Here is a 25,424-nt window from a genome sequence, read left to right as displayed (position 1 = left end):
AAGAGGGTGATTGATGTGAAGCGTTATAGTCAAGCAATAAGCAAATGTGTACTAGTAGCTTTTGTTTTCACCTTATTGAGTGGATGCGCTGACTATCGTGAAATTAATGAGCTGAGCTTTGTTTTAGGCATTGCTTTAGATAAGGGAGAAAACAGTCCGTACAAAGCAACACTTCAAGTTGTTAACCCCTCAAATGTATCAACCGCTACTAGCTCAAGTGGAGGACCTAGCATTATTAATTTTGAAGGTGAAGGGAAAACGCCGGGAGAAGCTATTTGGCATAGTTTTAAAAAGACTTCCCGTTATGTTAGCTTTCCACATTTAGAGGTTTTAGTTATTAGTGAAGAGTTAGCGAAAGAGGGTATTTTGAACATATTGGAAGTATTTGAACGTGACTTTCAACTACGCTTATCTACCACGGTTTTGTTGAGTCATAATACATCAGCTGCTTCAATTTTAAAAGTGCTTACCCCCCTCAATAAAATAACGAGTGAAGCGTTAGTGACAAATGTGGAAAATATTCAAAAAGTTGTTGGGACTAATTCGAGATTAACCATTAGTAAAGTTATTCAATATACCAAAAATGCTGAAGAAGATATCACGATTTCAACAGTTACGTTAAAAAGGAAAAGTAAAAAAATGAGCGAGGTCGCGAATATCGAAAGGACTGATCCAATCAAGCCAGAAATTGACGGAACGGCTTTTTTTAAAGAAGATCGCTGGGTTGGATGGAAAGGTGGACAAAGTACCAGGGCTCTAGTAATTGCTTACAATGAAGGAGAAGTGATGTATATAACAGCTCCTTTTAACGAAGATGAATTTATCACGTTACGTCTTTTAGATATGAAATCTAAAAGATATGCAAAAATAAAAAATGGTAAGGCTCAATTAACAATGGATGTAAAAGGAAATGCTACAATTTCTGAAATTATCGGGCCTTACGAACTAGCTAATAACGAAGATTTAAAACCTTTAGAAAAAGTAATTGAGAAAAAACTTGAAGAAGAAATTCAACAAATGTTCAAGTTTTCACAGAAGCTGGGTGTAGATAGCTTTGGATACGGAGAACAATTAGCCATTCAACATCCTACACAATGGAGTAAGTTTAAAGATTCTTGGCGATCTATTTATAAGAATGCTGAAACAAATGTCCGAGTAGATATTTCAATTAAAACAGAGGGAGCTAGAAAAAATTCTATTAAGTTTTACGAAAGAGGAAGTGGTCATGATAACTAAAATAAGTAGTTTTCAATTCTTTTGCCTTATCGTACTATTTGAGCTGGGTAGTGCCCTTTTATTGGAGATAGGGAGCGCAGCAGGTAGACATGCATGGATTGCCATTCTAATGGGAGGGTTATTAGGCTGTGTACTTTACTTAGCTTATCTTAAGCTTTATCATTACTATCCAAACCTTACTCTTACTGAGTTAATTCAGTCAGTCTGGGGAAAATATGTTGGCTGGATAGTTGCGCTGATTTATGTACTTTATTTTATGTACATGGCAGCACGTATTCTTCGCGACTTTACAGACCTTTTAATCATCACTTCATATCGCAATACATCTTCAGTAGTAGTTGCTGCACTTATGGTTGCTGTTAGCATTTACGCAGTAAATCAAGGTATCCAGACAATTGGACGAGTTGCGCTTATGAGTATTGGGATGCTTGTTACTATTTTTTTTCTTTTGCACTTATTTGAAATTATTGGGGGGATTGAACAAATAGATAATATAAGGCCCATCTACCCGAGAGATTGGATGCCGATCTTCACAACCGTTTTTCCAAAGGTACTGACAATTCCGTTTGGAGAAATGATTACGTTTGTAATGCTGTTTCCTTTTGTTAGTAAACAAAGGAATCTCAAAAAGGTAGGAGTGTACGGAATTATTGTAAGTGCTAGTTATTTGGCCTTTTCATCCATAACGAATATCATGATTTTAGATGAAGAAACGGTTGCAGAATCGACCTTTCCTTTATTGTCAGCTATTTCTCTTATTAACATAGCCAACTTTATCACACGTTTAGAATCGTTAATTGTGATTACGTTGGTAACCCTTGGTTTATATAAGCTAATTATTTTTTTCTATTGTGCTGTTCGAGGAGCTACAGATCTTTTTAAAAAGAAAAAAATGAAGCATTTCATTTTGCCAATAGCCCTACTGATTTTAATTTTGTCTTTTGCTATTGCACCAAATCACATTGAACATTTGTATATAGGCCTAGAAATAGTTCCTTACTATGTACATTTGCCACTTCAGATTATTATTCCCATTCTCCTATTAGTGACTGCAATAATTAAAGCAAAGTACATAGTACATAAAAAGTAAAACAGCGTACGAGTTCAGTACGTACGCTGTTAGAATTATTGCGGCTCCTGATAATACATCAGCAAGAAAAAGCTTGCTTCTTTTTCCGTTCGGTTTATATAACTATGTGGTGAGGAGCCTGGAAACTGAAGTGCATCTCCAGATGTTAGCTCGTGTTCTTCTCCGTCTATTATAACAGACAGACCTCCGTCTTTTACCAGCAAGTATTCTTCTCCAAGGTGAGATTTTGCACCATGCGTACAGCCAGGAGCAAGCGTCACAATATATACTTCAAACTTTTTTTCAGGATGGTAAGGAAAGAATGGATAGACAACGTAGCTGCCTTCATTGTCTTTAATAGGTTTAAGGTCGCTTAGCTGAATTTTTTTCACCTCGGCCTTTTGGTCTTGAATAAACGATGAAAAAGATACTTGAAGGCCATTGGCAATCTTCCAGAGCGTCGTAACAGTTGGGCTGGATTTTCCGTTTTCAATTTGTGCGAGCATCGCTTTACTGACGCCTGTTAGCTCAGAAACTTGCGTGAGGGATAAATTTCTTTTTTTTCGAATGTTAATTAAGTTAGCCGCAATCGTTTGTTGAATATGGTCCATAGTAGATCTCCTTTAACATTTTTATACAAACAGTATAACATACGGTTGTTTGTTATAACAGTTAGTTGTATAATATAGTGAACGAAGGAGGGGTAATGTGATTACAGAAAGAGCATTTGTTCAAAGTGAAAGCGCAGTTCCAACTTTTTCACAAGGAATTAAAGATTGTATTCCCACGCTATTAGGATACATAAGTATTGGCATTGCTTGTGGAGTAGTAGGAGTAGCTTCAAAGCTTAGTGTTTTAGAAGTAGCACTATTGGCGATATTTGTTTATGCAGGAGCGGCTCAGTTTATTATTTGTGCGCTGCTTGTCGCTAATAGTCCAGTATCAGCCATTATCTTAACTATTTTCATTGTGAATTTAAGGCACCTTTTATTATGTGCAACGCTCGCTCCACACTTTACGCGCTATTCATTGATAAAGAATATAGGTATTGGAGCTCTTATTACAGACGAATCATTTGGAGTTGCCGCTAATAAAATCGCAAAGGGTGAACATGTAACGGATCGTTGGATGAATGGCTTAAACATCACGGCATACCTTTCGTGGATTTGTGCTTGTGTTGTGGGAGCGTTATTCGGAAACGTGATTGCAGACCCTGAAGATTTAGGACTTGATTTTGCTTTAATTGCTATGTTCGTTGCGCTTCTTGTTCTACAGCTGCAAAGTCTTGCTCCAAAAAAACTTAGACATTCTCTTACCCTAATCGCATACATGACTATTGCGATGATTACGCTATCGTTTTTTATGCCTTCGCACGTAGCCGTTATTGTGTCAACTATCATTGTTGCAACGATTGGAGTGATGACTGAAAAATGAGTCTGGATTTATCAACGCTACTGATTATTTTAGGATGTGCACTTGTAACGTTTATTCCACGGGTTGTACCATTTGCAATTGTTCGAAACATGACGTTGCCAGAACCGGTTCTTAAATGGCTTTCATATATTCCCGTTTGTATCTTAACCGCTTTGGTAGTAGAAAACTTCACCGTACAAACAGAAAATGCTCTTCAAATAAACTGGGAAGTTATCATTGTAATTATCCCAACAATTTTCATTGCGATTCGAAGCAAGAGCTTATCCGTTACGGTTTTAAGCGGAGTAGCCTTAATGGCCGCAGTTCGCTTCATTATGGGATAAATAAAAAACGACTAGCCAATTGGTTAGTCGTTTTTTAATTAATTTTGTTTTGAAAACGCAAGCTTAACTCCAAAGCCAATCAGTACTAAGCCAGTTGCCCTATCCATTGCGCGCTGCACCTTGGCCGATAACAGCCAGCTTCGCAAATAGTTAATGAAAAAGACATAAACAAAAAACCAAGAAATAGATAGAAACGTATATATAACACCCATCATTAGTAATTGCTGAATAGAGCTTGAACCTGGCGTGACGAATTGAGGTAAAAACGTCAGAAAAAACATCGCTACTTTTGGGTTTAATACGTTTGATAACAATCCCTGCTTAAATGCAGACTGACCAGGTTTTATTTGGTCTTTTAAATTCTCTTCTGTTTCTTGTTTTTTTCTTGTCATAAATGAAGAAACGCCGAGGTAAATCAAATAAATAGCTCCCACGTATTTTACAATTTCAAATGCTAAAGCAGACTGCATGAGAATGGCTGAAAGGCCAAATGCTGCGGCAAACGTATGGACTAATGAACCGGCAGTAATACCCATGGCCATTCGATAACCAGAGGTGCGCCCTTCACTAACGGTGCGTTTTGTAATAAGCGCAGTATCAACACCAGGACTCATGACAACAAAAGAAGATAGTAATAAAAACGTTAATAAGTCATTCAAAATGTTCACTCCTTTGTTAAAATAGAAGTTGTAAAATATAATTAAACTATATTAAATTAATATTAACATAAAGAATGAATTTTTATTTAATTTAATTAAATAAAATCAATTTATATTTAATAAGAGAGGTTTGTAAAGTGGAAGATATCAATATAGGTAAAAAAATTGAAAAAAGTAGAAAAGAAAAAGGTATGACAAGTCGTGAATTAGCCAAATTAGCAGCTATTACACCGTCCATGTTAAGTCAAATTGAACGTGGTACCGCTAATCCATCCATTCAAACGTTGAAGGTTCTGGCAAAGGTTTTAGGAGTGCCTACATTCAGCTTTTTATTAGAAGATACAAATACAAAAGATCTAGTTGTTAGGTCAAAAGAGCGGAAAAAAATGTTTATTGACAACTTATCATATGAGCTGCTTTCTCCAGGATTTACAGGAACGCTAGCTACCGCTATTATGATCGTGCCACCGCAGCAAAAATCGTCAGAAAAATTGTTAGATCATAAAGGGGAAGAAGTTGCATTCGTGTTGCAGGGGAAAATCATGCTATACCTGGAAGGAGAACGTTATGTTCTTGAAGAAGGAGACAGCGTTAAAATTCCTCCTTACATGAAGCATAAATGGGAAAACGACTTTAATGAAGACGCAAAGATCTTATTTTCTGTGACTCCTTCGATTTTTTAACAAAAAAGCAAATAGCTAGTGATACTATTTCTGAAATAACGGCAGTAGATAAGGTAGTATAATTTATAAAAAAAAGAGTCCAACTTATTGTAGGGCTCTTTTTTATGATTTTAACGATTTTGTAAACCGTCCGGCTCTGGGTGAATCATAATGTGAGCGTTCGGAAACTTTTCCAGAATTTTATTTTCAATGCGATCACATAAGTGGTGAATGCTTTTGATGCTATCTTCAGGCGATACGATAAGGTGAAAATCAATATGTTCGTGGGCACCAGCTCTTCTTGTTTTAAAAGACTGAATTTCAATATATTCACTTTGAAAAGTACGAATGGCCGCTAAAACCTCCTCTTCTTCGTTTTTGTTTAAACGAGCGTCAAGCAGTGGCGGGAATGCTTCTTTCATTAACTTCGTTGCTTCAATCATAATATAAAGCGCTAAAGCAATCCCAATAATAGGGTCTAGAAACGTCCAACCCGTTAAGGCAACTAAGATTAAGCTAAGTCCTACACCAAGCGATGTATACACATCTGTAAGAAGATGAAAGGCATTTGACTTCATTGCAACGGAGTTAATGCGAGTTGCTTCCTTATTGACAATTCTAGAAACTACAAAATTAATAAGAGCACCTAAAAGCATAACACCAATCGCTAGAAGCGGAAGTTTGATGGGTTCAGGTGAAATTAGTTTATGTACACATTCATAGATAATCCAAATACCTGCTACATAAATAAGCAACGTCTCAATTGTTCCTGAGATATTTTCGATTTTCCCATGACCGTAAGGATGGTCGTCATCTGCTGGCTTACCAGATACTTTAACAGAAACAAAAGCGATAAAAGAAGCTAATAAATCTAGAGCTGAATGAATAGCTTCGGACAACACAGCTACTGACCCCGTAAGGATGCCAACAATTACTTTCATAAGCACAACAAAGGAATTGCTAGCGACAGATAAAAAAGCAATGTTTGAAGATGAGCGCTTCATAGAAAAAACTCCTTTCCGTTAGATGACTTTCATCGTAACAGTGGACAACCAAGTGAATCTATAGCAACGTTTTCAGTAAGAAACACTGGTTTTCAAAGTCGATAAAAAAGTTGAATAAAGACAAATCTATTTTAGGGAAAACGACTGGTTTTTATTCCTTTTATAACAGTAGTTTGTGCACTTTAAAAACGCTTTACTTACAAAACTGTAAGCTAAATGTAAGATAGCGACATCGTTGCGGCTGAGAAAAGGTATTACAATTTAAAAGAAGGGAGGTTTTACCAATAGAAGTGAGAAAAAGCATCATTTTTTTTGACGGAGACTGTCATATGTGTAATCAAACTATTTTATTTATAATGAACCATGACCCAAAAGTTACGTTTTATTTTGCTTCTCTGCAATCATCTTTTGCTGAAAAGATGCGAACTAATCACAGAATTCCTCAAGAGTACAAGTCAATTGTCTTACTTCAAAGCGAGTTAATCTATACAAAGTCAACGGCAATATTACGTATTGTGAAAGAGCTGACAGGACCAATTAAATATGCATATGCCTTTATTCTTGTGCCTAGACGCCTTCGAGATAAAGTGTATGATTACGTAGCTAAACGCAGGTACAAACTGATGAAAAACAAAGCTTGCCGGCTGCCTACTGCAGAAGAAAAAAACCGATTTTTAACAGAAAAAGAGGTAAAGGAGTGGACAAATGAAAGATTCTAAATGGATTTCAATTTTTCGTCAATCAATTCCAGCAACGTTTCGGATTTTTTTAGGGATTGTGTTTCTTATTTACGGTTCTGTAAAGATTGTATTCGGTCAGTTTGGAGAGCCTACTCCTGAAGCACTTGCGCTAAATGGTGAAGGGTTTGTTATGGCATGGAGATTTTTTGGTTACTCCAAAGAATATGAAATTATAATTGGGATTGGAGAGGTAGTAGCTGCTATTCTCATTATGATTCCGCGTACTGCGTTATTTGGAGCAATCTGTTATTTCCCAATTGTTATAAATGTCATGATGATTAACTATTTCTTTGATATTGGCGTACAGGATTTAAGTACGGTACTAACACTAATGTGCCTAGCTCTTTTATTTTTTGAAAGAAAGAGGCTCATTCAAGCGCTATTTGTAAAGGAAGAAGGGAGAGTGTAAGATGACGCCGTTTATGATAAGAATGCTAGTGGGGATTTTTGTTGGAACTACTTTATACTACTGGTGGAAAGAAGTAAGAAAAAATGCAAAGCACAAGCAGAAGCATGAGTTTCCACTGAAGTAAGAATAATAAAAAACTGCAGCCATGCTTGGAAGAATTCCGCTCCAAGCATGGCTAGTATCAATATGTAATGATACTTACTAAAACGCATTAAAGAGATGCTTTATGCTTTTTATAAGTAATCGCACTGGCCAAAGTAAAAGCTGAGGAACCTCCAAGAGTAAATCAAAAAGAAAATCAAAAATATTATCTCGATTACCTAATTTTTTCTTTTTACGCATTTGTTTTCTTGGCATCAACTGAGCACCTACCATCTTTTGGTTATTTATTTTATTATATTGTTTTTTTGATGAAATGTATATTTTTTTCAAAGATAAGCAGATGTGGTAAAGTAGAAATAGAGGATAAAAAGGAGCATTGATAGTATGAACATCAGAAAAGCAAAAAAACAAGAAGCGGGCATTATAAGTGAACTTTTATATAGCATGCTTGGTCAAATTGCCAGAGACCATACTGCTAGTTCAACGGATGACGAAGCTCTTCGCGTGTTACAAACATATGTAGCGTCAGACTGCAGCCGATATAGCTATAAAAATATTACCGTTGCTGAGCTTAACGAGGTAATCGCGGGAGTAATGATTTGCTATGAGGGTGAACATATTGAAGCTTTTGATCAGCCGATGATTTCGTACGTTCGTGAAAAAACAGGAAACAGCACATGGCGTCCAGATAGGGAAACAGAAGCAGAAGACTTTTATCTTGATTCAATTGTTGTAAGTGAAAGTTATCAAGGTAAAGGCATTGGATCTAGGCTGCTGCAGAGTGCTTTTCAAGAAGCAGAAAGTAGAAAGCTTCCATTAACCCTAAATGTTGAATTTGAGAATGAAGGAGCTCGTGCCCTTTATGAAAAAATGGATTTTCATGTGACGGGTACACGCTATATTAGTGGAAAACCATTTTATTATATGAAGCGAAACGCATAGTGATGAAAACCTCTTTCTACACACGAAAGGGGTTTTCATATATATTGTATGTACTGAGACTTTAGGGTACAATTATATAAAATGGATATATAAGGAAGGGGTCTTTATGGATATAAAGCGTATTCCCTTTAATATGAATTATGGTTTTAGTCAGAAGCTCCGCGAAGTGCCTTTTAGTGAAGCGGATATCCGAAAAGGAATTGCTCATTTAAAAAAGAAAGCAATCTCAGAGGAAGATGAGAAAATAGCTGCGGGCATATACCGGATAATTGGTAAATATGAACGCATTGTAGGCGAATTAAAAAGCAGCGTAAGGCATTTGCAGCTATCCATTTATTTATATGAAAGGTATCAAGAGCACACGCAAGTATTTGAAAGCTCCATTTATTTAGGACAAACATTCCATTGGCAAAGCAATTGGTGTAAAGCAAATGAAATGTTTGAAACACTCCTCAATCAGCTTCACATAAATTCATCGCTACATACATACGCAGATTTTTTGTATCAACAGTACGGCAAGTGTTTATTAGATCAACAAAATCTTTCAAAAGCCCATCATTATTTTCAACAGTCGCTTGAAATTCGCTTGAAAACAGGAAATGATCAGCTTATCGAAGAGGCAAATGAATGCATAAAGCTTTGTTTAAGAAAGTTGAAAAACTCATAAATTTCAAAAGCTCCCATCTTTATTCTTACTAATACACTATGTATAATGAGATATAAAGAGGGGGTTATTTGTCATGGGGATTCCAAAACCACTTGTTCAATTCAATCAAGCTTTTATTGTCGTATGCGTAATATTATCATTTTTCACAACAACATGGATACTGCTTGCTCCATTTATTGTAGGAATCATTACTCTCTTAACAAAACAAAATCCCATTATGAAGATAGGAAAACACTTTCTTAGACAAGAAGCTTCATCCTATCCGTTAGAAGAGCGCGATCAGCAGCTTTTCAACCAATGGATTGCGACAATCTGTTTAGGATTATCACTGTTGTTTTTTATCACAAATCTACCGGTGATATCAGCAGCTTTTAGTATTATGGTGCTTATTGCAGCAGGAGTAGCTTTAATGGGATACTGCATCGGCTGTACGATACGCTATCGGTATATAATGTGGAAGTACAAGAGAAAGAAGCAAAAGCAAGCTGCATAAAGAAAAGGCGAAGCGCCTTTTCTTTTTTAATTGAGAAAAAGATTGACATAAATGTCTTAAATTCAGTAATATAAGGGTAGATAATCAATTGAGAATGATTATCGTAGAACAAATGTGAGGGTAATCATATGAGAGTGATATCATTTAAAAGCTACGAAGAATACCAGGAATTTATGTTTCAAAAGTTTATTCATAAAGCCAAGCGTAACGGAGCAAATTTTGAAAGCACAGAGTTTCAAGAGCGACTTGATGAACGCATGAAGCGAGTTGAAGAGTTTTGGAATGAGAGAGAATGTGAAAAGCAAATTGCTGATCGCGGAAGCGCGACGTTATCCGTACACCGAGGTATGTTTAAAGAAGACCAGCGGAAAGTTTCAAAGGATCTTGATAATGCAAAGCTTACTGAATCGATTCATGTACGTTTAGACGCCAATACATATGATAAACTTCTTACATTTTGTGAACAACACAACATGGATATTTCGCAAGCCGTGCGATTTTTAATTCAAAATAGCTAATACAAATCTATAGGTGAAAGGAACGATTAAAATGTCAGCATCCATTCGAGACGTAATAAGAGAAAGAAGAACCATTCGTACGTTTAACAATAATACAATTGAGAAAGAGACTATTATCCAACTTTTAGATGATGCATCATGGGCTCCAAACCATAAGCTACGTCAGCCGTGGCGACTTGTGATGTTCTACGGAAAAGGCAACAAATCACTAAGTGAGGGGATGAGAAACTTGTCCCAACAAGTTTCTGATGAAGGGGCAGCAAAAAAAATAGGAAAGATGGCAGAAAAGTTTTCTCAATCACAGGCCAATATTGTTGTTACAGTCCCTAAAGATGAAAATGAAATGAAGCAAGAAGAAGATTTCAGCGCTGTGTCTGCTTTTATCCAAAATTTTTTACTGTTAGCGTGGGAACAAGAAATTGGAGTTCTGTGGAAAACAGGAAAGCTTATTCATCAACCTGGATTTAGAAAAATAGTAGATGTAAAAGAAGATGAAGCCATTGTCGGTGTACTCATGTTAGGTAAATTTGATGACGTTCCGGCACCTAAGCCGCGTGAAGCAATTATGGAAAAGCTCACGCTGATTGAAGCGTAAGAAAAAGCTCTTGTTGTAAAACAAGGGCTTTTTTGTATACTTGTATAAAAGATTAGTGAAGTACATCCGCACAATTGCTTCAAAAGGAGAGGATTATTTGACAAATGTTCAAAAAGCATTTGGCTCAGCTTTTTTATATGCAATCATTACAGGGTTTGCACTCATGATTGTAAAAGTAGCGCTAAATTATGCAGGGGTCATTGACGTACTTGCTCACCGCTTTACGTTATCCTTTATAGTTGCTTCGCTGCTTCTGCTTGTAAACAAAAAGAAAATGAAGGTGAATAGGCACGATGTTCTTCGGATTTTGCCTTTAGGTCTTTTATTTCCAATATGTTATTTTGGCTTTCAAGCGCTTGGTCTTTTATATACCACATCCTCTGAAGCAAGCATTATTCAAGCGTCAGTTCCAATTTTTACTTTGCTCCTTGCTACTTATCTATTAAAAGAAACGTCAACACCTCGTCAAAAGTTTTCGATTCTATTATCCGTTTCTGGCATTGTATACATACTGGCAATGAAAGGCGTAAATTTCTCAGCCAGTGGAAGCTTAGGTGCTCTGTTTATTTTACTAGCAGCTTTATCAAATGCTTCTTACAACGTACTGGCTCGTAAACTGACACGTTCTTATTCTACCATTGAGCTTACATACGTTATGATGTTCGTTGGGTTTATTGGCTTTAACGGAGTGGCAGTTGTTCATCATAGCCTTAATGGCTCGCTGGCAACATTCTTTAAACCGCTGTTTCAACTGGGATTTTTGCTATCAGTAGCATATTTAGGTATATTTTCTTCTCTTATTACAGCTTTTTTATCCAACTATGCATTAAAAACTATTCAAGCAGCACAGATGAGCGTATTTACCAATTTAGCTACGCTAATTGGCGTAGTAGCAGGCGTAGCATTTTTACATGAGCACTTGTCTTATTTTCATTGGATTGGCGGTATAGCTATTATGATTGGTATTATTGGAACAACGTATCAAGAGCGCTCCCGAGTTCAAAAGTTAAGCAAAAAGCTAATTGACAAAAAGTTAGAAAACTCGTAAACTTTTGAAATTATGATTAGCATTATTTGCTAAGATACATACTTTGGAGGATTACGACATGAAAAGACAGATATGGAAAACAGCAATCATGATGGGAGTAGCGGTGTGCATGCTTACAGCTTGCTCTGGAAATCAAGCAAACAGCTCTGCAATTTCTAATTCCAATACGCTTACCTTTTTATCTAACTTTCCAACAGATACGCTAGACCCCCAGCTTAACTATACGCCGCTGCGAGCAGGCGTTGTGGAAACATTAGTAAAAACAACAGAAGATTCACACATTGAGCCTTGGTTAGCTGAAAGCTGGAAAGCGTTAGATAACGGAACAACTTGGGAGTTTATCATTCGAGATGGGGTTACGTTTCAAAATGGAAAAGCGTTGGACGCTAAAGCGGTAAAAGCATCGTTAGAACGTACGGTGAAGGTGAGTGAAGCAATGAAAGCTTCATTAAAAATAAAAGAAATGAAAGCAGATGGTCAAAAACTAATGATTTTAACACAAGAGCCTGTTGTTTCATTGCCGTCTGAACTTGTTCACCCAAATACTGCTATTATCGACGTAACAGAAAAGAATATTGAAGCACACCCAGTGGGAACGGGACCGTTTGAAGCGGTATCTTCTCAGCCAAACAGTAAACTAGAGCTAAAAAAGTATGATCAGTACTGGGACGGTGACCCCAAATTAGATCGCGTTACAATGTTATACAATGAAGATGCAAATGCACGGACAGCTGCTCTGCAATCTGGAGAAGCTGATATCGTGTATCGCCCTGAAATTGAAAGCTTAGAGCTACTAAAGAAAGATCCGTCACTTGTAGTCGACGTCGTTCCCAGTTTGCGCACGCAAATGCTTTTATACAACACGAACATCGAAGCGTTTAAAGACGTTAACGTGAGAAAAGCGTTTGATGTCCTTTTAAATCGTCAAGACGTTGTAGACTATACGCTTGCAGGACAAGGCGTAGCAGCAAACGGCCCATTTTTAAAGGAGTTTTCTTTTGCTTACGATGCTCCTAAAAAAGAATCTGGTCCAGATTCCGCTAAAGAATACTTAAAAAAAGCAGGCTACAAAGTTGAAAACAACCAAGCAGTCAAAGAAGGTAAGCAGCTATCGTTCACGATTTTAACATACCCATATCGCCCAGAACTGCCCTTAATGGCCCAGCTTATCCAATCGGAAGCGAAAAAAATTGGGGTCAAAGTTGACATACAGCAAGTTGAAAATATGGATGAATATATGACGACAAATTCTGATTGGGGGATAGCTACATACAGCTTAATTACAGCCCCACGCGGTGATTCTTCTTATTATTTAAATAGTGTTTATGGAAAAGATGGTTTTTATAACGTAGGTCATTATGATAATCAAGCGCTTAGTCGTTTAATTAAGCAGTTAAACGAAACTGTTGACGAGCAAAAGCGCGTGGGGTTAACAAGGCAAGCGGGTAAAATAATTAATGATGAAGCCTTACACTCCGCCATTGTCCATCCAAATAATTTTGTTGCATATAAGGAAAATGTGAAAGGGTGGCAAATGACGAAAAGTGAATACTATGTTATTACTAAAAATTTAGCCCTGGAAGAATAATAGAAAGAGGCTGGGGCATAAGTAATTCAGTCAACAAAAAACCTGAACGATTGAAAGTTCATAACTTTTAATCGTTCAGGTTTTTTGTTGGTGGGGAAAACAGTGTTTGAAACAGGGGGGGAATGGAGCATAGGGTACGGGACTCCTGCGGGAAAGAGAGGGAAAGCTGAGATCCCGCAGCGCAATGGAACGAACGTGTTCTGACAACGTAAGGGGATGAGAAAAGAGGTTATTCGTCTTTTTAAAAATCTGTTTTATTATGTCCATCCTCTTTTTTATAAAGTGATGGTAGAGAAGGTGACAAAAAATCATGTTATGTTTTCTTACATCTTTGCTGTTGGATTCATTTATTTAGTTTAATGTTAACATAACGTAACCAATTAAAGGATGATTATATGACAACACGGTGGATTACAAGCATTGGGCTTGATATTGGAACAAGTACCACAAAGCTGATTGTAAGTGAGCTTTTAGTCAATCAGGTCAACGGCGCCTTTTCGCTACCTAGCTGTGATATTGTGGATCGAAAGGTTACTTATCAAAGCGAGATTTACACAACGCCTTTAAAAACAGAGACTGAAATTGATGTTGAAGCACTCAGTGAATTGCTTCAGGTAGAGTATCAAAAAGTAAACGTAGCTCTTCAAGATGTGGAATCGGGTGCCGTCATAATTACAGGAGAAACGGCCAGAAAAGAAAATGCAGAAAAAATCTTACATTATTTAGCTAATCGAGCTGGAGATTTTGTCGTAGCAACAGCTGGTGCGGACTTAGAAGGGATGTTGGCAGCCAAAGGTTCCGGTGCGGTTGCGCTGTCCAAAGAAACAGAAGGAGTCATCGCTAATGTTGACGTCGGAGGAGGAACGGCTAACGTTGCTCTGTGTGAAGGTGGAAAGGTTATTGGCACATTTACATTTCACATCGGAGGACGGTTAGTCCGAATTCAAGAAAGTGGTCGTTTGGACTATATTTCACCGTTTTTAAATCCTTTTTTACAGGAACATCAATCTACTATGCAGGTTGGTAAAATGATAGATTTTAGACAAGCTGCGATGCTGAGTGACAGCTTAGCAGATGAACTTCTAAGTTTTCTAAGAGGGTGCGACCGGACATCTTCTGTGCTTCTTTTAGAACCTCTAAAGCAACCTTTACCAGCCGTTGAAAAAGTGCTTGTTTCAGGTGGAGTTGGAAAGATGATGAATGAACACTCGCCTACTACGCTGAAGGAAACTGCGACATTCGGTGACATTGGTCCACTTTTAGCAGCAAGCTTAAGAAAAAGAGGAGGAGAGGCAGCACCAGAAACAGCTCGAGCAACGGTCATTGGTGCAGGCATGCAAAATACGGAAGTAAGCGGAGCGACAGTATACATAGCAGAAGATTGTTTGCCTCTGAAAAACATTCCAATTGTTAAAGTAGACGTAGAGAAAAATGGAGTATGGAACGAACCGTCTTTTGTGAAAAGACTACAAAGTACGCTATCCCATGCGAACACCATATTTGATTGTGAAGGACAAGTAGCAGCTATTGCGCTGCAAGCTTTTACTACCTGCACGTACACTATGCTACAAGAGTTAGCAGAAGCTCTATACAAGAGCTATACGTACTTTTTCTCACAGGCACCTTGCCTCATCGTTTTATGTGAGCAAGATTTAGCAAAAGCGCTTGGACAAGCTATTCAAAAGCGTAACAAAGCATTGAAAGTTATAGTGCTTGATGGCATTGATTTTACGTATGGAGATTACATTGATATCGGCATGAAAACCGTTGGAGAAGCAGTCACTGTATCAGTAAAGACATTAGCTTTTTAAAAGGGGATGAAACGATGATTAAGTCGTGTACAGTATTAGGAGAACAGTTTGTATTTAGAAGCTTAAAGGAAATTATGGCAAAGGCAAACGAAGCGCGCTCGGGAGATGAATTAGCAAGAATTGCAGCAAGCTCGATGAAAGAGCGAATGGCAGCTAAGCAAGTATTAGCAAACTTGACACTAAAAGAAATTCGAGAATACCCAGTTTTAAGTCCTGAACAAGACGATGTATCAGCACTTATTGAAGAACAGGTACATGAAGGAATTTTTAAAGTCATTCAAAATTGGACGGTGGCGGATCTTCGCGAGTATGTACTAGAAGATCAGCATGAAGGGGGAGACTTACTTTATATCGCCAAAGGACTAACAAGTGAAATGATTGCAGCAGTCACTAAAATTATGTCGAACCTAGATTTAATTCAAGCCGTTTCTAAAATCGAAGTGAAGACAACTTGTCAGACAACTATTGGTATGAAAGGAGTACTCGCATCTCGAGCGCAGCCAAATCATCCCTCAGATAATTTGGCCGGAATGCGTGCGTCTTTATATGAAGCACTCAGCTATGGTATTGGCGATGCGGTTATCGGTATTAATCCTGTTATTGATACAACTGAAAATATTTATGCGCTATTAAATGAAACAAAGTCAATTATTCATGAATTTCAAATTCCTACCCAAAACTGCGTTCTTGCACATGTGACCACTCAAATGCGTGCGATTGAAAAAGGCGCTTCAGCAGATTTAATCTTTCAAAGCTTAGCGGGAACCCAAGCAGGAAACGAATCGTTTGGTATTTCGCTTTCGATGTTAAAAGAAGCAACTGCATTGATTAATGAAAAAGGTACCGCGGTAGGGCCAAATCGCTGGTATTTCGAAACTGGTCAAGGATCTGAGCTTTCTGCCGAAGCTCATTATGATATTGATCAAGTCACGCTTGAAGCAAGGTGTTACGGATTGGCGCGTCAGTTTAACCCTTTTTTAGTCAACACGGTTGTTGGGTTTATCGGTCCAGAGTATTTATACGACAGTAAGCAAGTAACAAGAGCAGGTATAGAAGATCATTTTATGGGAAAAATGCACGGCTTACCAATGGGAGTGGACGTGTGCTATACGAATCATATGAACGTTGACCAAAATGATATGGATAACTTAAGTATGCTGCTTGGCACAGCGGGCGTAAACTTTGTAATCGGTGTACCGATGGCTGATGACTGCATGCTAAACTATCAATCGCTAAGCTATCATGATATCGCGACGGTTCGACGGATTTTAAACCAGAGCCCGACCCCTATCTTTAAGCAGTGGTTAGAAGAGTATGGCATTATGGAAAACAATCGATTTACGTCCAAAGCGGGTGACCCAACCATTTTTATGAACGGTGTGTTAGGAGGGATGAAATGATGACAAATGAAAAAGAACAGCTGCTAGCTCGCTTAAAAGGTTTTACGCCAGCCCGAATCGGTGTAGGACGAACAGGGACAAGGCCACTAACTGCTGATGTATTAGCCTTTCGAACAGATCATGCAGCTGCTGTCGATGCGGTGTACAGTGAAGTGGATCATAAATTATTGGAATATTTAGAATTGTTTTCGGTTGATACAAAGAGTACGTCAAAAGAACATTATCTAAAATTCCCTGACCAAGGAAGGTTGCTGTCAGAGATCGCAAAAGAACAGTTAAAGTGTAACTGTCGAAAGCAGCCAGACGTTCAAATCGTTGTTTCTGACGGATTGAGCGCAAATGCAATCGAAGCAAATATTCGCGATGTTTATCCAGCTTTGGTTGATTCATTGGGTTCGTATGATCTCAGTGTTGGTACTTCTTTCTTTGTAAAAGGAGGGAGGGTTGCATGCATGGATGATATCGGTGATATTTTAGCTCCAAAAGCACTCGTTTTACTTATTGGAGAACGGCCTGGACTTGTCAGCGCAGAGTCGATGAGTGCATACATGTGCTATCAGCCACAAAAAGGGAAAAAAGAGTCCGACCGCATGGTGATTTCTAATATTCATCGCGGCGGTACTCCTCCGTTAGAAGCAGCTGCGCATATCGGTACAGTTATTCATCAAATGATTCAGCAGCAAACAAGCGGTGTTCACCTCGTTATTTAATCGTTTTTATCAGTCAACATAACACAGATAAAAGGAGGAGTTAGAATGGCGTTACAAAAACATCTAAAACCCATTCACCTTTGGGCTATTTCAGTAGGGATGGTTATTTCAGGACAATATTTTGGGTGGAACTATGGATTTGAAGCAGGGGGAATCTTAGGCCTTGCAGTTGCCACCTTAATCGTAACGATTTTCTATACAACTTTTATGTTTAGCTATGCCGAACTATCAACGTCAATTCCGCAAGCAGGTGGACCGTCAGCTTACGCAAGGAGAGCAATGGGCTCGTTTGGAGGATTTATAGCTGGAATTGCCTGTTTACTTGAATTTGTGTTTGCACCGCCCGCTATTGCCGTGTCAACAGGTGCGTATCTGAATTTTTTAATTCCATCGATTAATCCCGTATATGCAACCGTTGGTGTCTTTATCTTTTTTATTCTCGTTAATTTAATCGGTGTTAAGGAAGTGGCTTTAATCGAGCTAAGCGCTACGATTCTAGCACTTATTGGCTTAGCAATCTTCTATGTGAGCGGACTGCCGCATATCGAAACAAGCAATCTATTTAATGAACAATCGTTCTTAAACGGGCCTTCGGGTATTTTAGCTGCTATTCCCTTTGCTGTTTGGTTTTACTTGGCGATTGAAGGTGGAGCTATGGCGGCAGAAGAAGTTGAGAATCCACAAAAGAACATTCCTAAAGGGTTTATTGCTGCCATTATTACACTAGCAACGGCTACTATTTTCACGCTATTTGTGACAGCAGGATTAGGGGGAGGAAGCGGCACAGGAGCTTCGGCAGATTATCCACTTCCACAGGCATTAGCGCTTGTCTATGATGGTAATGCACTTTCTATTACAATTGCAATCATTGGATTATTCGGGCTCATTGCAAGCTTAAATGGAATTATTATGGGGTTCTCTCGTCAAACGTATGCGCTAGCGCGAGAAGGCTACTTTCCAAAATTTCTTGCAAAAACCAATAAGAAGGGTGTGCCAGTAGGAGGACTGCTTATTCCAGGGGCAGTCGGTGTGATTTGTGCAGGGTCCGCGACGTTTGCAAATGCACTTATCATTCTAGCCGTGTTTGGTGCAATGACGATGTACTGCATTAGCTTAGTGTCCCTCTTTGTTTTACGAAAGAAAGAGCCAAACTTAGTAAGACCGTTTAAGGTCAACTATCCTGCTGTTCCAATCATTGCACTTTCGTTAGGCGTACTATGTTTATTTAGCATCGTGAAATACAGCGTTCTGACAACAGATTTAATACTTTTTAAGCGTGCGATTCCGCTCATTTATATTATTGTAGGAATCTTTGCTGCTTCAATTGTTTATTATTTTGCATACCCAGCCAGGTTATTTAAAAAGGATCTGGGTGAAGTATATGGTGAAGAGGGAATTAAAGCAAAGTAATAAAAGAGAGATTAATTGCTAAAAAGATATCAATAGAAAAGCTGAGAATAGATATTCTCAGCTTTTTTTGCTGTAGTTTATTAGTATGTATACTGATAAAATAAGAAAGCGCTTTATTTACAGGTTGATAAACTCTTGTATTGATAAAATCAAAAAATGTGGAGGAAATTATGAATCAGGTTGTTCGAGACGTAGCCAGCTTAATTAAGGGTAAGAATGAAAAGATGATAATTGGAATCTCAGGTCACGGTGCATCTGGAAAAACAACATTTGCTCAAAGTCTCATAAATGTGCTTGGAAAAGAAAAAACCAACTATATTAATACGGATCCTTATATTGTTGACTCTGAACTTAGGAAAAACACTCTAATGAGCTATGAATATAATGGGAGATTACATGAGAGCAAGGTGACGGCTTGTCATCCTGCAGCTCATAATCGCTATGCTTTAGAAAGAGATATTCAAATGATAAAAAAATCTTTAGACTTTTATACAATCGGAACGAGCTATTCAAAGAGTATCCTAATTTCTTCGAAAAAACAGGTGAATATTATAGAAGGAATGAGCGTAGCTTTTACCGATTTGAGTTTGTACGATTTGAAAATTTATTTATATACTGATGGAGAAACTGAGCTAGTGAGGAGAAGTGAACGCGATGTGTTCGAAAGAGGAATGGATCTCAATTATTTAAGGAGGACCCATCAAGAACGTAGAATTCAATATAATGTATTTATGCATGAGCTTCATAAGGACTTTGATATTGTTATTAAAAATTCAAATGACAACTATATGCTTAAAAAAGGTAAATAAAAACGAAAGAAGCACTGGGTTATTCCAGTGCTTCTTTCAGCTTCTATTTAATACATTTCAATACCCCGAAAGCATGTTTGTCATCCATGTTTAAAACAATTCAATCTATATTTTTCGTTATTCCGTATGGTAAAGTCAGCATTTACTTTTGGTGGAGTTGAATTTCAAAGGTTGGCTCTTCTGGAACAAAGTCGTTTAACCTTGCATCGTATAGCTGAGCCTGCACAGCCTTCATGAACGTTTCATTTACGTCATATCATTTCATAATGGCTAATGGAACGATGGATCTTTTAGTCAAGCCAACTTGTAAAATGAGCTCTTTATTTTTACCTCTGTTTCAACATACCAGGAAAAACATAGATAAATTTTACAAAATAAGAAACTTTTTAAAGTTGTTATTCGTATTACTAAGTAAGGAAGAAAAAGATAAACAATGTGTGTTGAAAAGGGGAATAATGTAATGAAACCAAAACATACCAAAACAAAATTTCAAATCGAAGAGTTTGCTGAGTTTTTTTTAGCTGGTGAGTTTGCCGTTATTTATCATCAATTAAGCGAAGAATTTCAGTCAGAAATACCGTTTGCAGACTTTTTACATATGAGCGAAGAGTTCAATCAAGGAGTTGAGAAATATAGTTTAGAAACGCTTCTTTCCATCACGTCGTCTGTTCAACAATATATCTGGGTTGATGGTAAGAGACATAAAGGAATTAGCTTATTTGTTGAAAGTGATGGAACAATTGTTGGTTTAGAGCTTCAGCTACTTGAACAGCAAGAGAACATATGCAAAACATCGCGTACATATAGAATGCCTATTAACAAAGAGTGGTTTGTGCTATGGGGAGGTACGAACGCGCTGTTAAACTATCATTATCCAGTTCTCTCACAGCGCTATGCTTATGATTTAGTTATTCAGCGTGATGAAAGCACGTACAAAGAGTATGGTGATGAACTAGAAGACTATTATGCATTTAACCAAAAGGTAGTGGCGTCGGCTGAAGGAAAAGTCGTTGCCATAGTAGATGGATTAAAAGATAATCCAATCGGCGATGTGGATACCGAACACCCAGCAGGGAACTATGTGATAATTGATCATGGAAACGGCGAATATAGTTTATTAGCCCACTTTAAGCAAGGAAGCATTTTAGTAAAAGAAGGAGATTTTGTTTATGAAGGGAAGTGGATTGGAAGCTGTGGAAACTCAGGTAATTCAACAGAGCCTCATATTCACTTTCAGGTTATGAATGATCATCATCTCTTTACAAGTGAGTCGCTGCAAATTCAGTTTAAAAACGGTATAGAACCAATTCGTGGCGACTACGTCATTCCAACTTTCAGCTGAAAGTGAACAGAACAATCGAACGTGTTTATTTATAATAATTGTTTGGAAAAGCCGTTATGCTATAACGGCTTTTTTGTACAATTATTGAACCCGAACACGCCTTCAGCAAAGTCATCATGTACATTAAATTTAGCAGTTCTTTTGTTGAAAATACACAAATAAAAAACTGAAAATTCATTCTTTTTCTGATGAATTAACACTAAGCATCCTGTAAACTAAAAAAAACTAAATGTTATGTTTTATAACATGAAGAGTTAGGTTTAGGGGGATGAGTAACAAATGGAACAAAACGCTGATTTGCGTCCGATTGCGCATGAGAAATATCGAATTTTAGGTCCAAAAGCATATGTAGCAATGTGGTGGGGAGATGCCGTAATGGTTGGTTCATTTATGTTAGGGTCAAGTTTAATTCCACCTTTTGGAAAGTTGAATTTAACTCAAGCTTTTATCGCTTTAATTTTAGCGAATATTCTCGCTGCTTTGTTATTTGCGTTAAATGGACGCGTAGGATGGAAACATGGGATTCCTATGGTTGTTCAGCTGAGGTCTTCTTTTGGTCCGGTAGGCTCTCGAATTCCAGCTTTAATGCGAGCGGTTCCTGCGTTATTCTGGTATGGAGTCCAATCCTGGCTGGGAGCGCAAGCGCTGAATCAAGTGTTTATGGGACTGATCGGTTTTGATAACGTTTGGGTTTGGTTTTTTGCATTTCAAGCGCTCCAAATTTTTCTATCAGCAAAAGGCATTCAATCGATTAAGTGGATTGAAATTGTAGGGTCTGTCATTATTATGCTGGGCATTGTATACCTGATTTTTCTCTTTTTATCAACCTTTGGATTCGAAGTTGAGAAGGTTGCTAACACTGAAGGCTCCTGGGGAATTCCATTTTGGCTGGCGATGACAGTGTTAATTGGTCAATTTGCTGCATTGCTCATTAATATTTCAGATTACACTCGCTACTTTCCGCGTAAATCTACAGCGGGTACGTTTGTAGGAGCCCATGTTGTTGGAATCGTTCCACCTATGATTTTACTCCCGTTCGTTGGAATTTTAGGAGCAGCGGCCGTTGGCGTCTGGAATCCTGTTGATATTATCTCAAATCATATTTCGAATGTAGCAGCCAGTATAATTGTGTTAATCTTTATTGCTCTAGCTCAAGTCACTACAAACTTAGTAGCTAATATTATGCCTCCAGTACTTGTGGCAATGGATATATTTAAAATTTCATGGGAAAAAGCATGCGTGATTGTTGGAATACTAGGCGTAGTAACATGTCCATGGTTTATCATGACTGATTCATTATTCTTAACATTTATCGCAGTGGTTTCTGCTTTCTTAGGTCCGATTTTTGCGATTATGGTAGCGGATTTTTACTTGATTCATAAAGGTAATTACAATGTCGCTCCTCTATATGAAGGCAAGCTATTTGCAGCATTTAAAGGATGGAACCCTGCTGCCATCATCGCCACCATTGTTGGCACATCTCTTGCATTTATTAACGTAGATCTTTCGTGGTTTTTAGGATTAATCCCTGCAGCCCTTGTGTATGTTGTGTTAATGAAAACATGGATTATGAAACATGAGCAGTACGTAAAAGACGGGTTGAATCAAACATTCCGTCAATCAGCACCATTAAAACGTGAAGAAGCAAGCTAGAAATTAATGGAACAAATGAATGGGCGCAAGATTCCGCTAAAGGTGACGGTACCTACAAAATTAGTAATTCGAGATAGCAGTAGTTTAACAATGAATCGAATGGCTAGCGGTGCATAAACAGTATAATCGAAAGAAAAAAGCATAAAAAAGAGATTAAAAAACCTGGAGCGCATGCTTCCGTTGTACTGCAGATAATGTATTAAACACAGGTGGTCTAATTAGCAACTTGCCGCAAAAAGCGTGCGTAGAAGTCCTATGCATTGTTGATTGCAGCGCATTGTTCCAGGTTATACCTGAGATCTATCAGAGCAGTTAGCAGCTCTTAACAATTGAAGAGCACGGTGATTGGCTACCATAGCTTTCAAGAAAAGTGTATTATTCGATTTAATAATAAACGAGTAGGGAATTCCCTACTCGTTTTCTTCTTGTTCCAAACGTTTGTAGTGTGTTTTGCCCATCTGATAGACGAAAAATAAAAAGATAGGCAAGAGAATGATAAGGGAGGACATGCGAATCAACGTATCCACAATAGCTCCTTTAGTAATAATTAAGTTCACAATAAACATTAAAACAAAAATTACAACACCTACAGTTTTTAGCGTTTTTTTCAACTTTTCTACTTTCACTTTTATCACCTAATGTTAAAAGTAACGGATAAAGCGTTGAAAATCAACTCTTTCGGTGAAAAGAGAGCAAAGAGGTTTACAGGATAGAAAATGTGTTGTACGATAAAAAAAGTTTAATTCTTACTAAATCTATAAGATATGAGGTGTATATCGTGACATCAACAACTGTGCAAACTTCTAAGCATACTAATTCAGCTCGCACAACGGTTGTTACGGAGCTTAGTCCAATGCAAAAGCCGTTAGTTATTGTCGGAATTTTAATTTCGGTAATATTACTAACAGCGATTGTCAATACAACAAATTGGACGCAAGGTGTATTATTTATTATCGGTCTCGCTCTTGGCGCGACGTTACTATATGCACGATTCGGTTTTACTTCAGCGTTTAGACGATTAATGTCGGTCGGAAATGTACAAGGCCTACAGGCACATATGCTTATGCTAGCAGTAGCTTCAACGCTATTTGCTATCATTTTAAGCACTGGATTTAGCTTTACAGGTACAACACCAGCAGGTTATGTGTCACCAGTAGGCGTGAGTGTGGTTGTAGGAGCATTCTTATTCGGAATTGGAATGCAGTTAGGAAACGGATGTGCATCCGGTACCCTCTATAACCTCGGTGGCGGTTCGTCTTCTATGATCATTACACTCGTTTCATTTATTGCAGGTTCATTGCTTGCAGCGTATCACTTCACGTTTTGGATGGAGGACATGCCGTCATTCCAACCAATTTCGTTAGCTGAATCAACTAATCTTGGTTATTTCGGCGCGTGGGCTGTTCAAATGGTAGCATTTGCAGTTATTTACTGGATTACAGTTCAAATTGCTAAAAAGAAAAATCCGCCAATGATGAAACAGCTTCCGACAACAACAGGATGGAAAAAAGTTATTCGTGGTTCTTGGCCATTATTTGCGGCAGCAATCGTTTTAGCGCTTTTAAATGCTCTAACGCTAACAGTACGCGGTAATCCTTGGGGCATTACGTCAGCATTTGCTTTATGGGGTGGTAAAGCGTTAATGGCAACAGGGATTGATGTTTCGACTTGGGGTTATTTCCAAGGAGCAAATGGTCAAGCATTAACGCAAACGGTTCTTGCCGATTCAACAAGCGTAATGAACTTTGGCATTATTTTAGGTGCGTTTATCTCAGCAGCGGCTCAAGGAACGTTTAAGCCTGGTAAAATTAAGCCAGGAGTTGCAGGAGCAGCAGTTGTAGGTGGCCTATTAATGGGCTATGGTTCTCGCTTAGCATTTGGTTGCAACATTGGTGCTTATTTTGGCGGAATTGCATCGTTTAGCTTACACGGCTGGGTATGGATGGTTATGGCAATGCTAGGAACAACGCTAGCTCTGTTTATCCGACCATTGTTCGGATTAAAAAATCCAAAACCAAATGATTCGATTTGTTGAGAGGAAACCTGCTTGCTTATTTCAGCGAGTGGGTTTTTTCTTGTACTTATATGAGAAGTGCGATAGAATGATAAAATAGAAAAACTAAAAATGTTTTATGAGTTTATCACGAGGAGGACTGATAATGAAAGATCGAATTATGCAGGCATTTATCGAAGAAATTCATCATAAAGGAATGAAATTTACAATGGATGACTTAGCCAAAAGGCTGGGTATTAGTAAACGGACGCTGTACGAACATTTCTCGTCCAAAGTAGAGATTCTAGATACCATTATCACTCAAACGCTACAGGATTTTGATCAGAAAACCGAAGCGATTATGAATAATGAAAATCTATCTTTGGTAGACAAGATCAAGCGAGTGATTACCGTTATTCCAGAGTATAATGACTTCTATGACTTGCGTATCATTGAGCAAATGAAGCGCTACTACCCGGCACAGTGGGAACAGTTAAACATGGCTTTGAACCAGTGGGACTCACTGAGAGAGCTGATGAAGCAAGGGATAGAAGAAGGAATTATTGTGAATCGCAACCTTGATTTAATGATGAAAGTAATCATTGATGCTGTAAATTCGACCTTAGATCGAAGTTTCTTTTTAGAAAATCGACTAACCGTATCAGATGCGCTCGATACGATTGTTGATATGTTATTGCACGGCCTTTTAACAAGTAAGGTCAAATCAACATTTTAAATAGAGCGCATGTGACAGAGTCTGACAGACCTTTTATTTTGTGAAGTCAGTCTCTTTTATCGGCTGAAAAA

29 protein-coding genes and 1 pseudogene are annotated in these 25,424 nt (G+C 38.0%); 25 read left to right on the top strand and 5 right to left on the bottom strand.

All coding sequences use genetic code 11. From position 1 onward, the window contains the following. Positions 1–6 precede the first annotated feature (6 nt). Together EPL02_RS11835 and EPL02_RS11830 are read left to right on the top strand one after the other, a co-directional pair. The gene (locus EPL02_RS11835; RefSeq protein WP_165932560.1) at positions 7–1,236 is read left to right on the top strand and encodes a Ger(x)C family spore germination protein; all 1,230 of its coding nucleotides are present in this window, start codon (positions 7–9) and stop codon (positions 1,234–1,236) included. Further along, positions 1,226–2,326 carry a GerAB/ArcD/ProY family transporter gene (locus EPL02_RS11830; RefSeq protein WP_131887814.1) on the top strand — a complete coding sequence of 367 codons (1,101 nt, stop codon included), beginning with the start codon at positions 1,226–1,228 and terminating at the stop codon, positions 2,324–2,326. The genes EPL02_RS11835 and EPL02_RS11830 overlap by 11 nt, the downstream gene beginning before the upstream one ends. A 35-nt stretch (positions 2,327–2,361) precedes the next feature. Here the strand turns inward: EPL02_RS11830 and EPL02_RS11825 are convergent, their stop codons facing one another. Beyond that, entirely contained in the window at positions 2,362–2,916 is a 555-nt protein-coding gene (locus tag EPL02_RS11825; RefSeq protein ID WP_131887813.1) for a helix-turn-helix domain-containing protein, read from the bottom strand. 97 nt (positions 2,917–3,013) lie between these two features. Between EPL02_RS11825 and EPL02_RS11820 the strand changes: the two genes are divergently transcribed. Continuing rightward, positions 3,014–3,739, top strand: coding sequence for an AzlC family ABC transporter permease (locus EPL02_RS11820; RefSeq protein ID WP_131887812.1), 726 nt, complete (start codon positions 3,014–3,016; stop codon positions 3,737–3,739). Continuing rightward, positions 3,736–4,062, top strand: a complete 327-nt coding sequence (locus tag EPL02_RS11815; protein WP_131887811.1) for an AzlD domain-containing protein — start codon at positions 3,736–3,738, stop codon at positions 4,060–4,062. The genes EPL02_RS11820 and EPL02_RS11815 overlap by 4 nt, the downstream gene beginning before the upstream one ends. 38 nt (positions 4,063–4,100) lie before the next feature. On the opposite strand, the gene EPL02_RS11810 is transcribed toward EPL02_RS11815, so the two are convergent. Then, a complete protein-coding gene (locus tag EPL02_RS11810; protein ID WP_131887810.1) occupies positions 4,101–4,721 on the bottom strand; it encodes a LysE family translocator in 621 nt (206 codons plus the stop codon). A 137-nt stretch (positions 4,722–4,858) separates the two neighbouring features. Between EPL02_RS11810 and EPL02_RS11805 the strand changes: the two genes are divergently transcribed. Then, positions 4,859–5,404 carry a cupin domain-containing protein gene (locus EPL02_RS11805; protein WP_131887809.1) on the top strand — a complete coding sequence of 182 codons (546 nt, stop codon included), beginning with the start codon at positions 4,859–4,861 and terminating at the stop codon, positions 5,402–5,404. A 110-nt stretch (positions 5,405–5,514) separates the two neighbouring features. Here the strand turns inward: EPL02_RS11805 and EPL02_RS11800 are convergent, their stop codons facing one another. Next, positions 5,515–6,387 (bottom strand): cation diffusion facilitator family transporter, encoded by an 873-nt coding sequence (locus EPL02_RS11800; RefSeq protein ID WP_131887808.1) that lies wholly within the window; start codon positions 6,385–6,387, stop codon positions 5,515–5,517. Between the two features lie 290 nt (positions 6,388–6,677). Here EPL02_RS11800 and EPL02_RS11795 point away from each other — a divergent pair, with 290 nt between their 5' ends. The 3 genes from EPL02_RS11795 to EPL02_RS21190 are packed head-to-tail and all read left to right on the top strand — an operon-like array spanning position 6,678 to position 7,660. Then, positions 6,678–7,106: a thiol-disulfide oxidoreductase DCC family protein gene (locus EPL02_RS11795; protein ID WP_286175418.1), complete on the top strand. Its 429-nt coding sequence runs from the start codon at positions 6,678–6,680 to the stop codon at positions 7,104–7,106. Further along, positions 7,093–7,536 carry a hypothetical protein gene (locus tag EPL02_RS11790; protein WP_094910283.1) on the top strand — a complete coding sequence of 148 codons (444 nt, stop codon included), beginning with the start codon at positions 7,093–7,095 and terminating at the stop codon, positions 7,534–7,536. Before EPL02_RS11795 ends, EPL02_RS11790 begins: the two co-directional genes overlap by 14 nt. A gap of 1 nt (position 7,537) precedes the next feature. Further along, on the top strand, positions 7,538–7,660 hold the full coding sequence (locus EPL02_RS21190; protein ID WP_256993280.1) for a hypothetical protein: 123 nt from the start codon (positions 7,538–7,540) through the stop codon (positions 7,658–7,660). A 77-nt stretch (positions 7,661–7,737) separates the two neighbouring features. On the opposite strand, the gene EPL02_RS20900 is transcribed toward EPL02_RS21190, so the two are convergent. After that, entirely contained in the window at positions 7,738–7,893 is a 156-nt protein-coding gene (locus tag EPL02_RS20900; protein ID WP_165932559.1) for a hypothetical protein, read from the bottom strand. Between the two features lie 129 nt (positions 7,894–8,022). Between EPL02_RS20900 and EPL02_RS11785 the strand changes: the two genes are divergently transcribed. The 15 genes and pseudogenes from EPL02_RS11785 to EPL02_RS11715 all read left to right on the top strand — a co-directional run. Further along, positions 8,023–8,580: a GNAT family N-acetyltransferase gene (locus EPL02_RS11785; RefSeq protein WP_131887806.1), complete on the top strand. Its 558-nt coding sequence runs from the start codon at positions 8,023–8,025 to the stop codon at positions 8,578–8,580. 106 nt (positions 8,581–8,686) lie between these two features. Further along, complete coding sequence (locus EPL02_RS11780; protein ID WP_094910281.1) at positions 8,687–9,247, top strand: hypothetical protein; 561 nt, start codon at positions 8,687–8,689, stop codon at positions 9,245–9,247. A 73-nt stretch (positions 9,248–9,320) separates the two neighbouring features. Continuing rightward, complete coding sequence (locus EPL02_RS11775) at positions 9,321–9,740, top strand: DUF4395 domain-containing protein (RefSeq protein ID WP_131887805.1); 420 nt, start codon at positions 9,321–9,323, stop codon at positions 9,738–9,740. 128 nt (positions 9,741–9,868) lie between these two features. Next, positions 9,869–10,258 (top strand): hypothetical protein, encoded by a 390-nt coding sequence (locus EPL02_RS11770; RefSeq protein WP_131887804.1) that lies wholly within the window; start codon positions 9,869–9,871, stop codon positions 10,256–10,258. 31 nt (positions 10,259–10,289) lie between these two features. Then, positions 10,290–10,853 carry a nitroreductase family protein gene (locus EPL02_RS11765; RefSeq protein ID WP_131887803.1) on the top strand — a complete coding sequence of 188 codons (564 nt, stop codon included), beginning with the start codon at positions 10,290–10,292 and terminating at the stop codon, positions 10,851–10,853. Between the two features lie 97 nt (positions 10,854–10,950). Then, entirely contained in the window at positions 10,951–11,901 is a 951-nt protein-coding gene (locus EPL02_RS11760; RefSeq protein WP_205687716.1) for a DMT family transporter, read from the top strand. 58 nt (positions 11,902–11,959) lie between these two features. Then, a complete protein-coding gene (nikA, locus tag EPL02_RS11755; RefSeq protein ID WP_131887802.1) occupies positions 11,960–13,489 on the top strand; it encodes a nickel ABC transporter substrate-binding protein in 1,530 nt (509 codons plus the stop codon). A gap of 395 nt (positions 13,490–13,884) precedes the next feature. Continuing rightward, positions 13,885–15,300, top strand: a complete 1,416-nt coding sequence (locus EPL02_RS11750; protein WP_094910276.1) for an ethanolamine ammonia-lyase reactivating factor EutA — start codon at positions 13,885–13,887, stop codon at positions 15,298–15,300. 14 nt (positions 15,301–15,314) lie between these two features. Continuing rightward, positions 15,315–16,700 (top strand): ethanolamine ammonia-lyase subunit EutB, encoded by a 1,386-nt coding sequence (locus EPL02_RS11745; protein WP_094910275.1) that lies wholly within the window; start codon positions 15,315–15,317, stop codon positions 16,698–16,700. Further along, positions 16,697–17,410, top strand: coding sequence for an ethanolamine ammonia-lyase subunit EutC (eutC, locus tag EPL02_RS11740; RefSeq protein ID WP_094910274.1), 714 nt, complete (start codon positions 16,697–16,699; stop codon positions 17,408–17,410). The genes EPL02_RS11745 and eutC overlap by 4 nt, the downstream gene beginning before the upstream one ends. Before the next feature lie 45 nt (positions 17,411–17,455). Continuing rightward, complete coding sequence (gene eat / locus EPL02_RS11735; RefSeq protein WP_131887801.1) at positions 17,456–18,820, top strand: ethanolamine permease; 1,365 nt, start codon at positions 17,456–17,458, stop codon at positions 18,818–18,820. Between the two features lie 170 nt (positions 18,821–18,990). Beyond that, complete coding sequence (locus EPL02_RS11730; RefSeq protein ID WP_131887800.1) at positions 18,991–19,629, top strand: uridine kinase family protein; 639 nt, start codon at positions 18,991–18,993, stop codon at positions 19,627–19,629. A gap of 460 nt (positions 19,630–20,089) precedes the next feature. Next, the gene (locus EPL02_RS11725; protein WP_165932558.1) at positions 20,090–20,971 is read left to right on the top strand and encodes a M23 family metallopeptidase; all 882 of its coding nucleotides are present in this window, start codon (positions 20,090–20,092) and stop codon (positions 20,969–20,971) included. 279 nt (positions 20,972–21,250) lie between these two features. Next, a complete protein-coding gene (locus EPL02_RS11720) occupies positions 21,251–22,624 on the top strand; it encodes an NCS1 family transporter (RefSeq protein ID WP_094910271.1) in 1,374 nt (457 codons plus the stop codon). A 193-nt stretch (positions 22,625–22,817) separates the two neighbouring features. Next, positions 22,818–22,951: pseudogene (locus EPL02_RS11715) on the top strand (family 4 glycosyl hydrolase); the annotation flags it as partial. An 83-nt stretch (positions 22,952–23,034) separates the two neighbouring features. On the opposite strand, the gene EPL02_RS11710 reads toward EPL02_RS11715, so the two are convergent. Further along, complete coding sequence (locus EPL02_RS11710) at positions 23,035–23,250, bottom strand: hypothetical protein (RefSeq protein WP_094910270.1); 216 nt, start codon at positions 23,248–23,250, stop codon at positions 23,035–23,037. Between the two features lie 227 nt (positions 23,251–23,477). Here EPL02_RS11710 and EPL02_RS11705 point away from each other — a divergent pair, with 227 nt between their 5' ends. Both EPL02_RS11705 and EPL02_RS11700 read left to right on the top strand, forming a co-directional pair. Then, positions 23,478–24,659 (top strand): YeeE/YedE family protein, encoded by a 1,182-nt coding sequence (locus EPL02_RS11705; RefSeq protein ID WP_094910550.1) that lies wholly within the window; start codon positions 23,478–23,480, stop codon positions 24,657–24,659. A gap of 124 nt (positions 24,660–24,783) precedes the next feature. Further along, positions 24,784–25,353 carry a TetR/AcrR family transcriptional regulator gene (locus EPL02_RS11700; RefSeq protein ID WP_094910269.1) on the top strand — a complete coding sequence of 190 codons (570 nt, stop codon included), beginning with the start codon at positions 24,784–24,786 and terminating at the stop codon, positions 25,351–25,353. Positions 25,354–25,424: the final 71 nt, after the last annotated feature.

Source organism: Bacillus sp. CBEL-1, assembly GCF_004348885.1.
GTDB lineage: Bacteria > Bacillota > Bacilli > Bacillales > Bacillaceae_H > Priestia > Priestia aryabhattai_A.
This window is presented reverse-complemented; position numbering and strand designations above follow the sequence as displayed.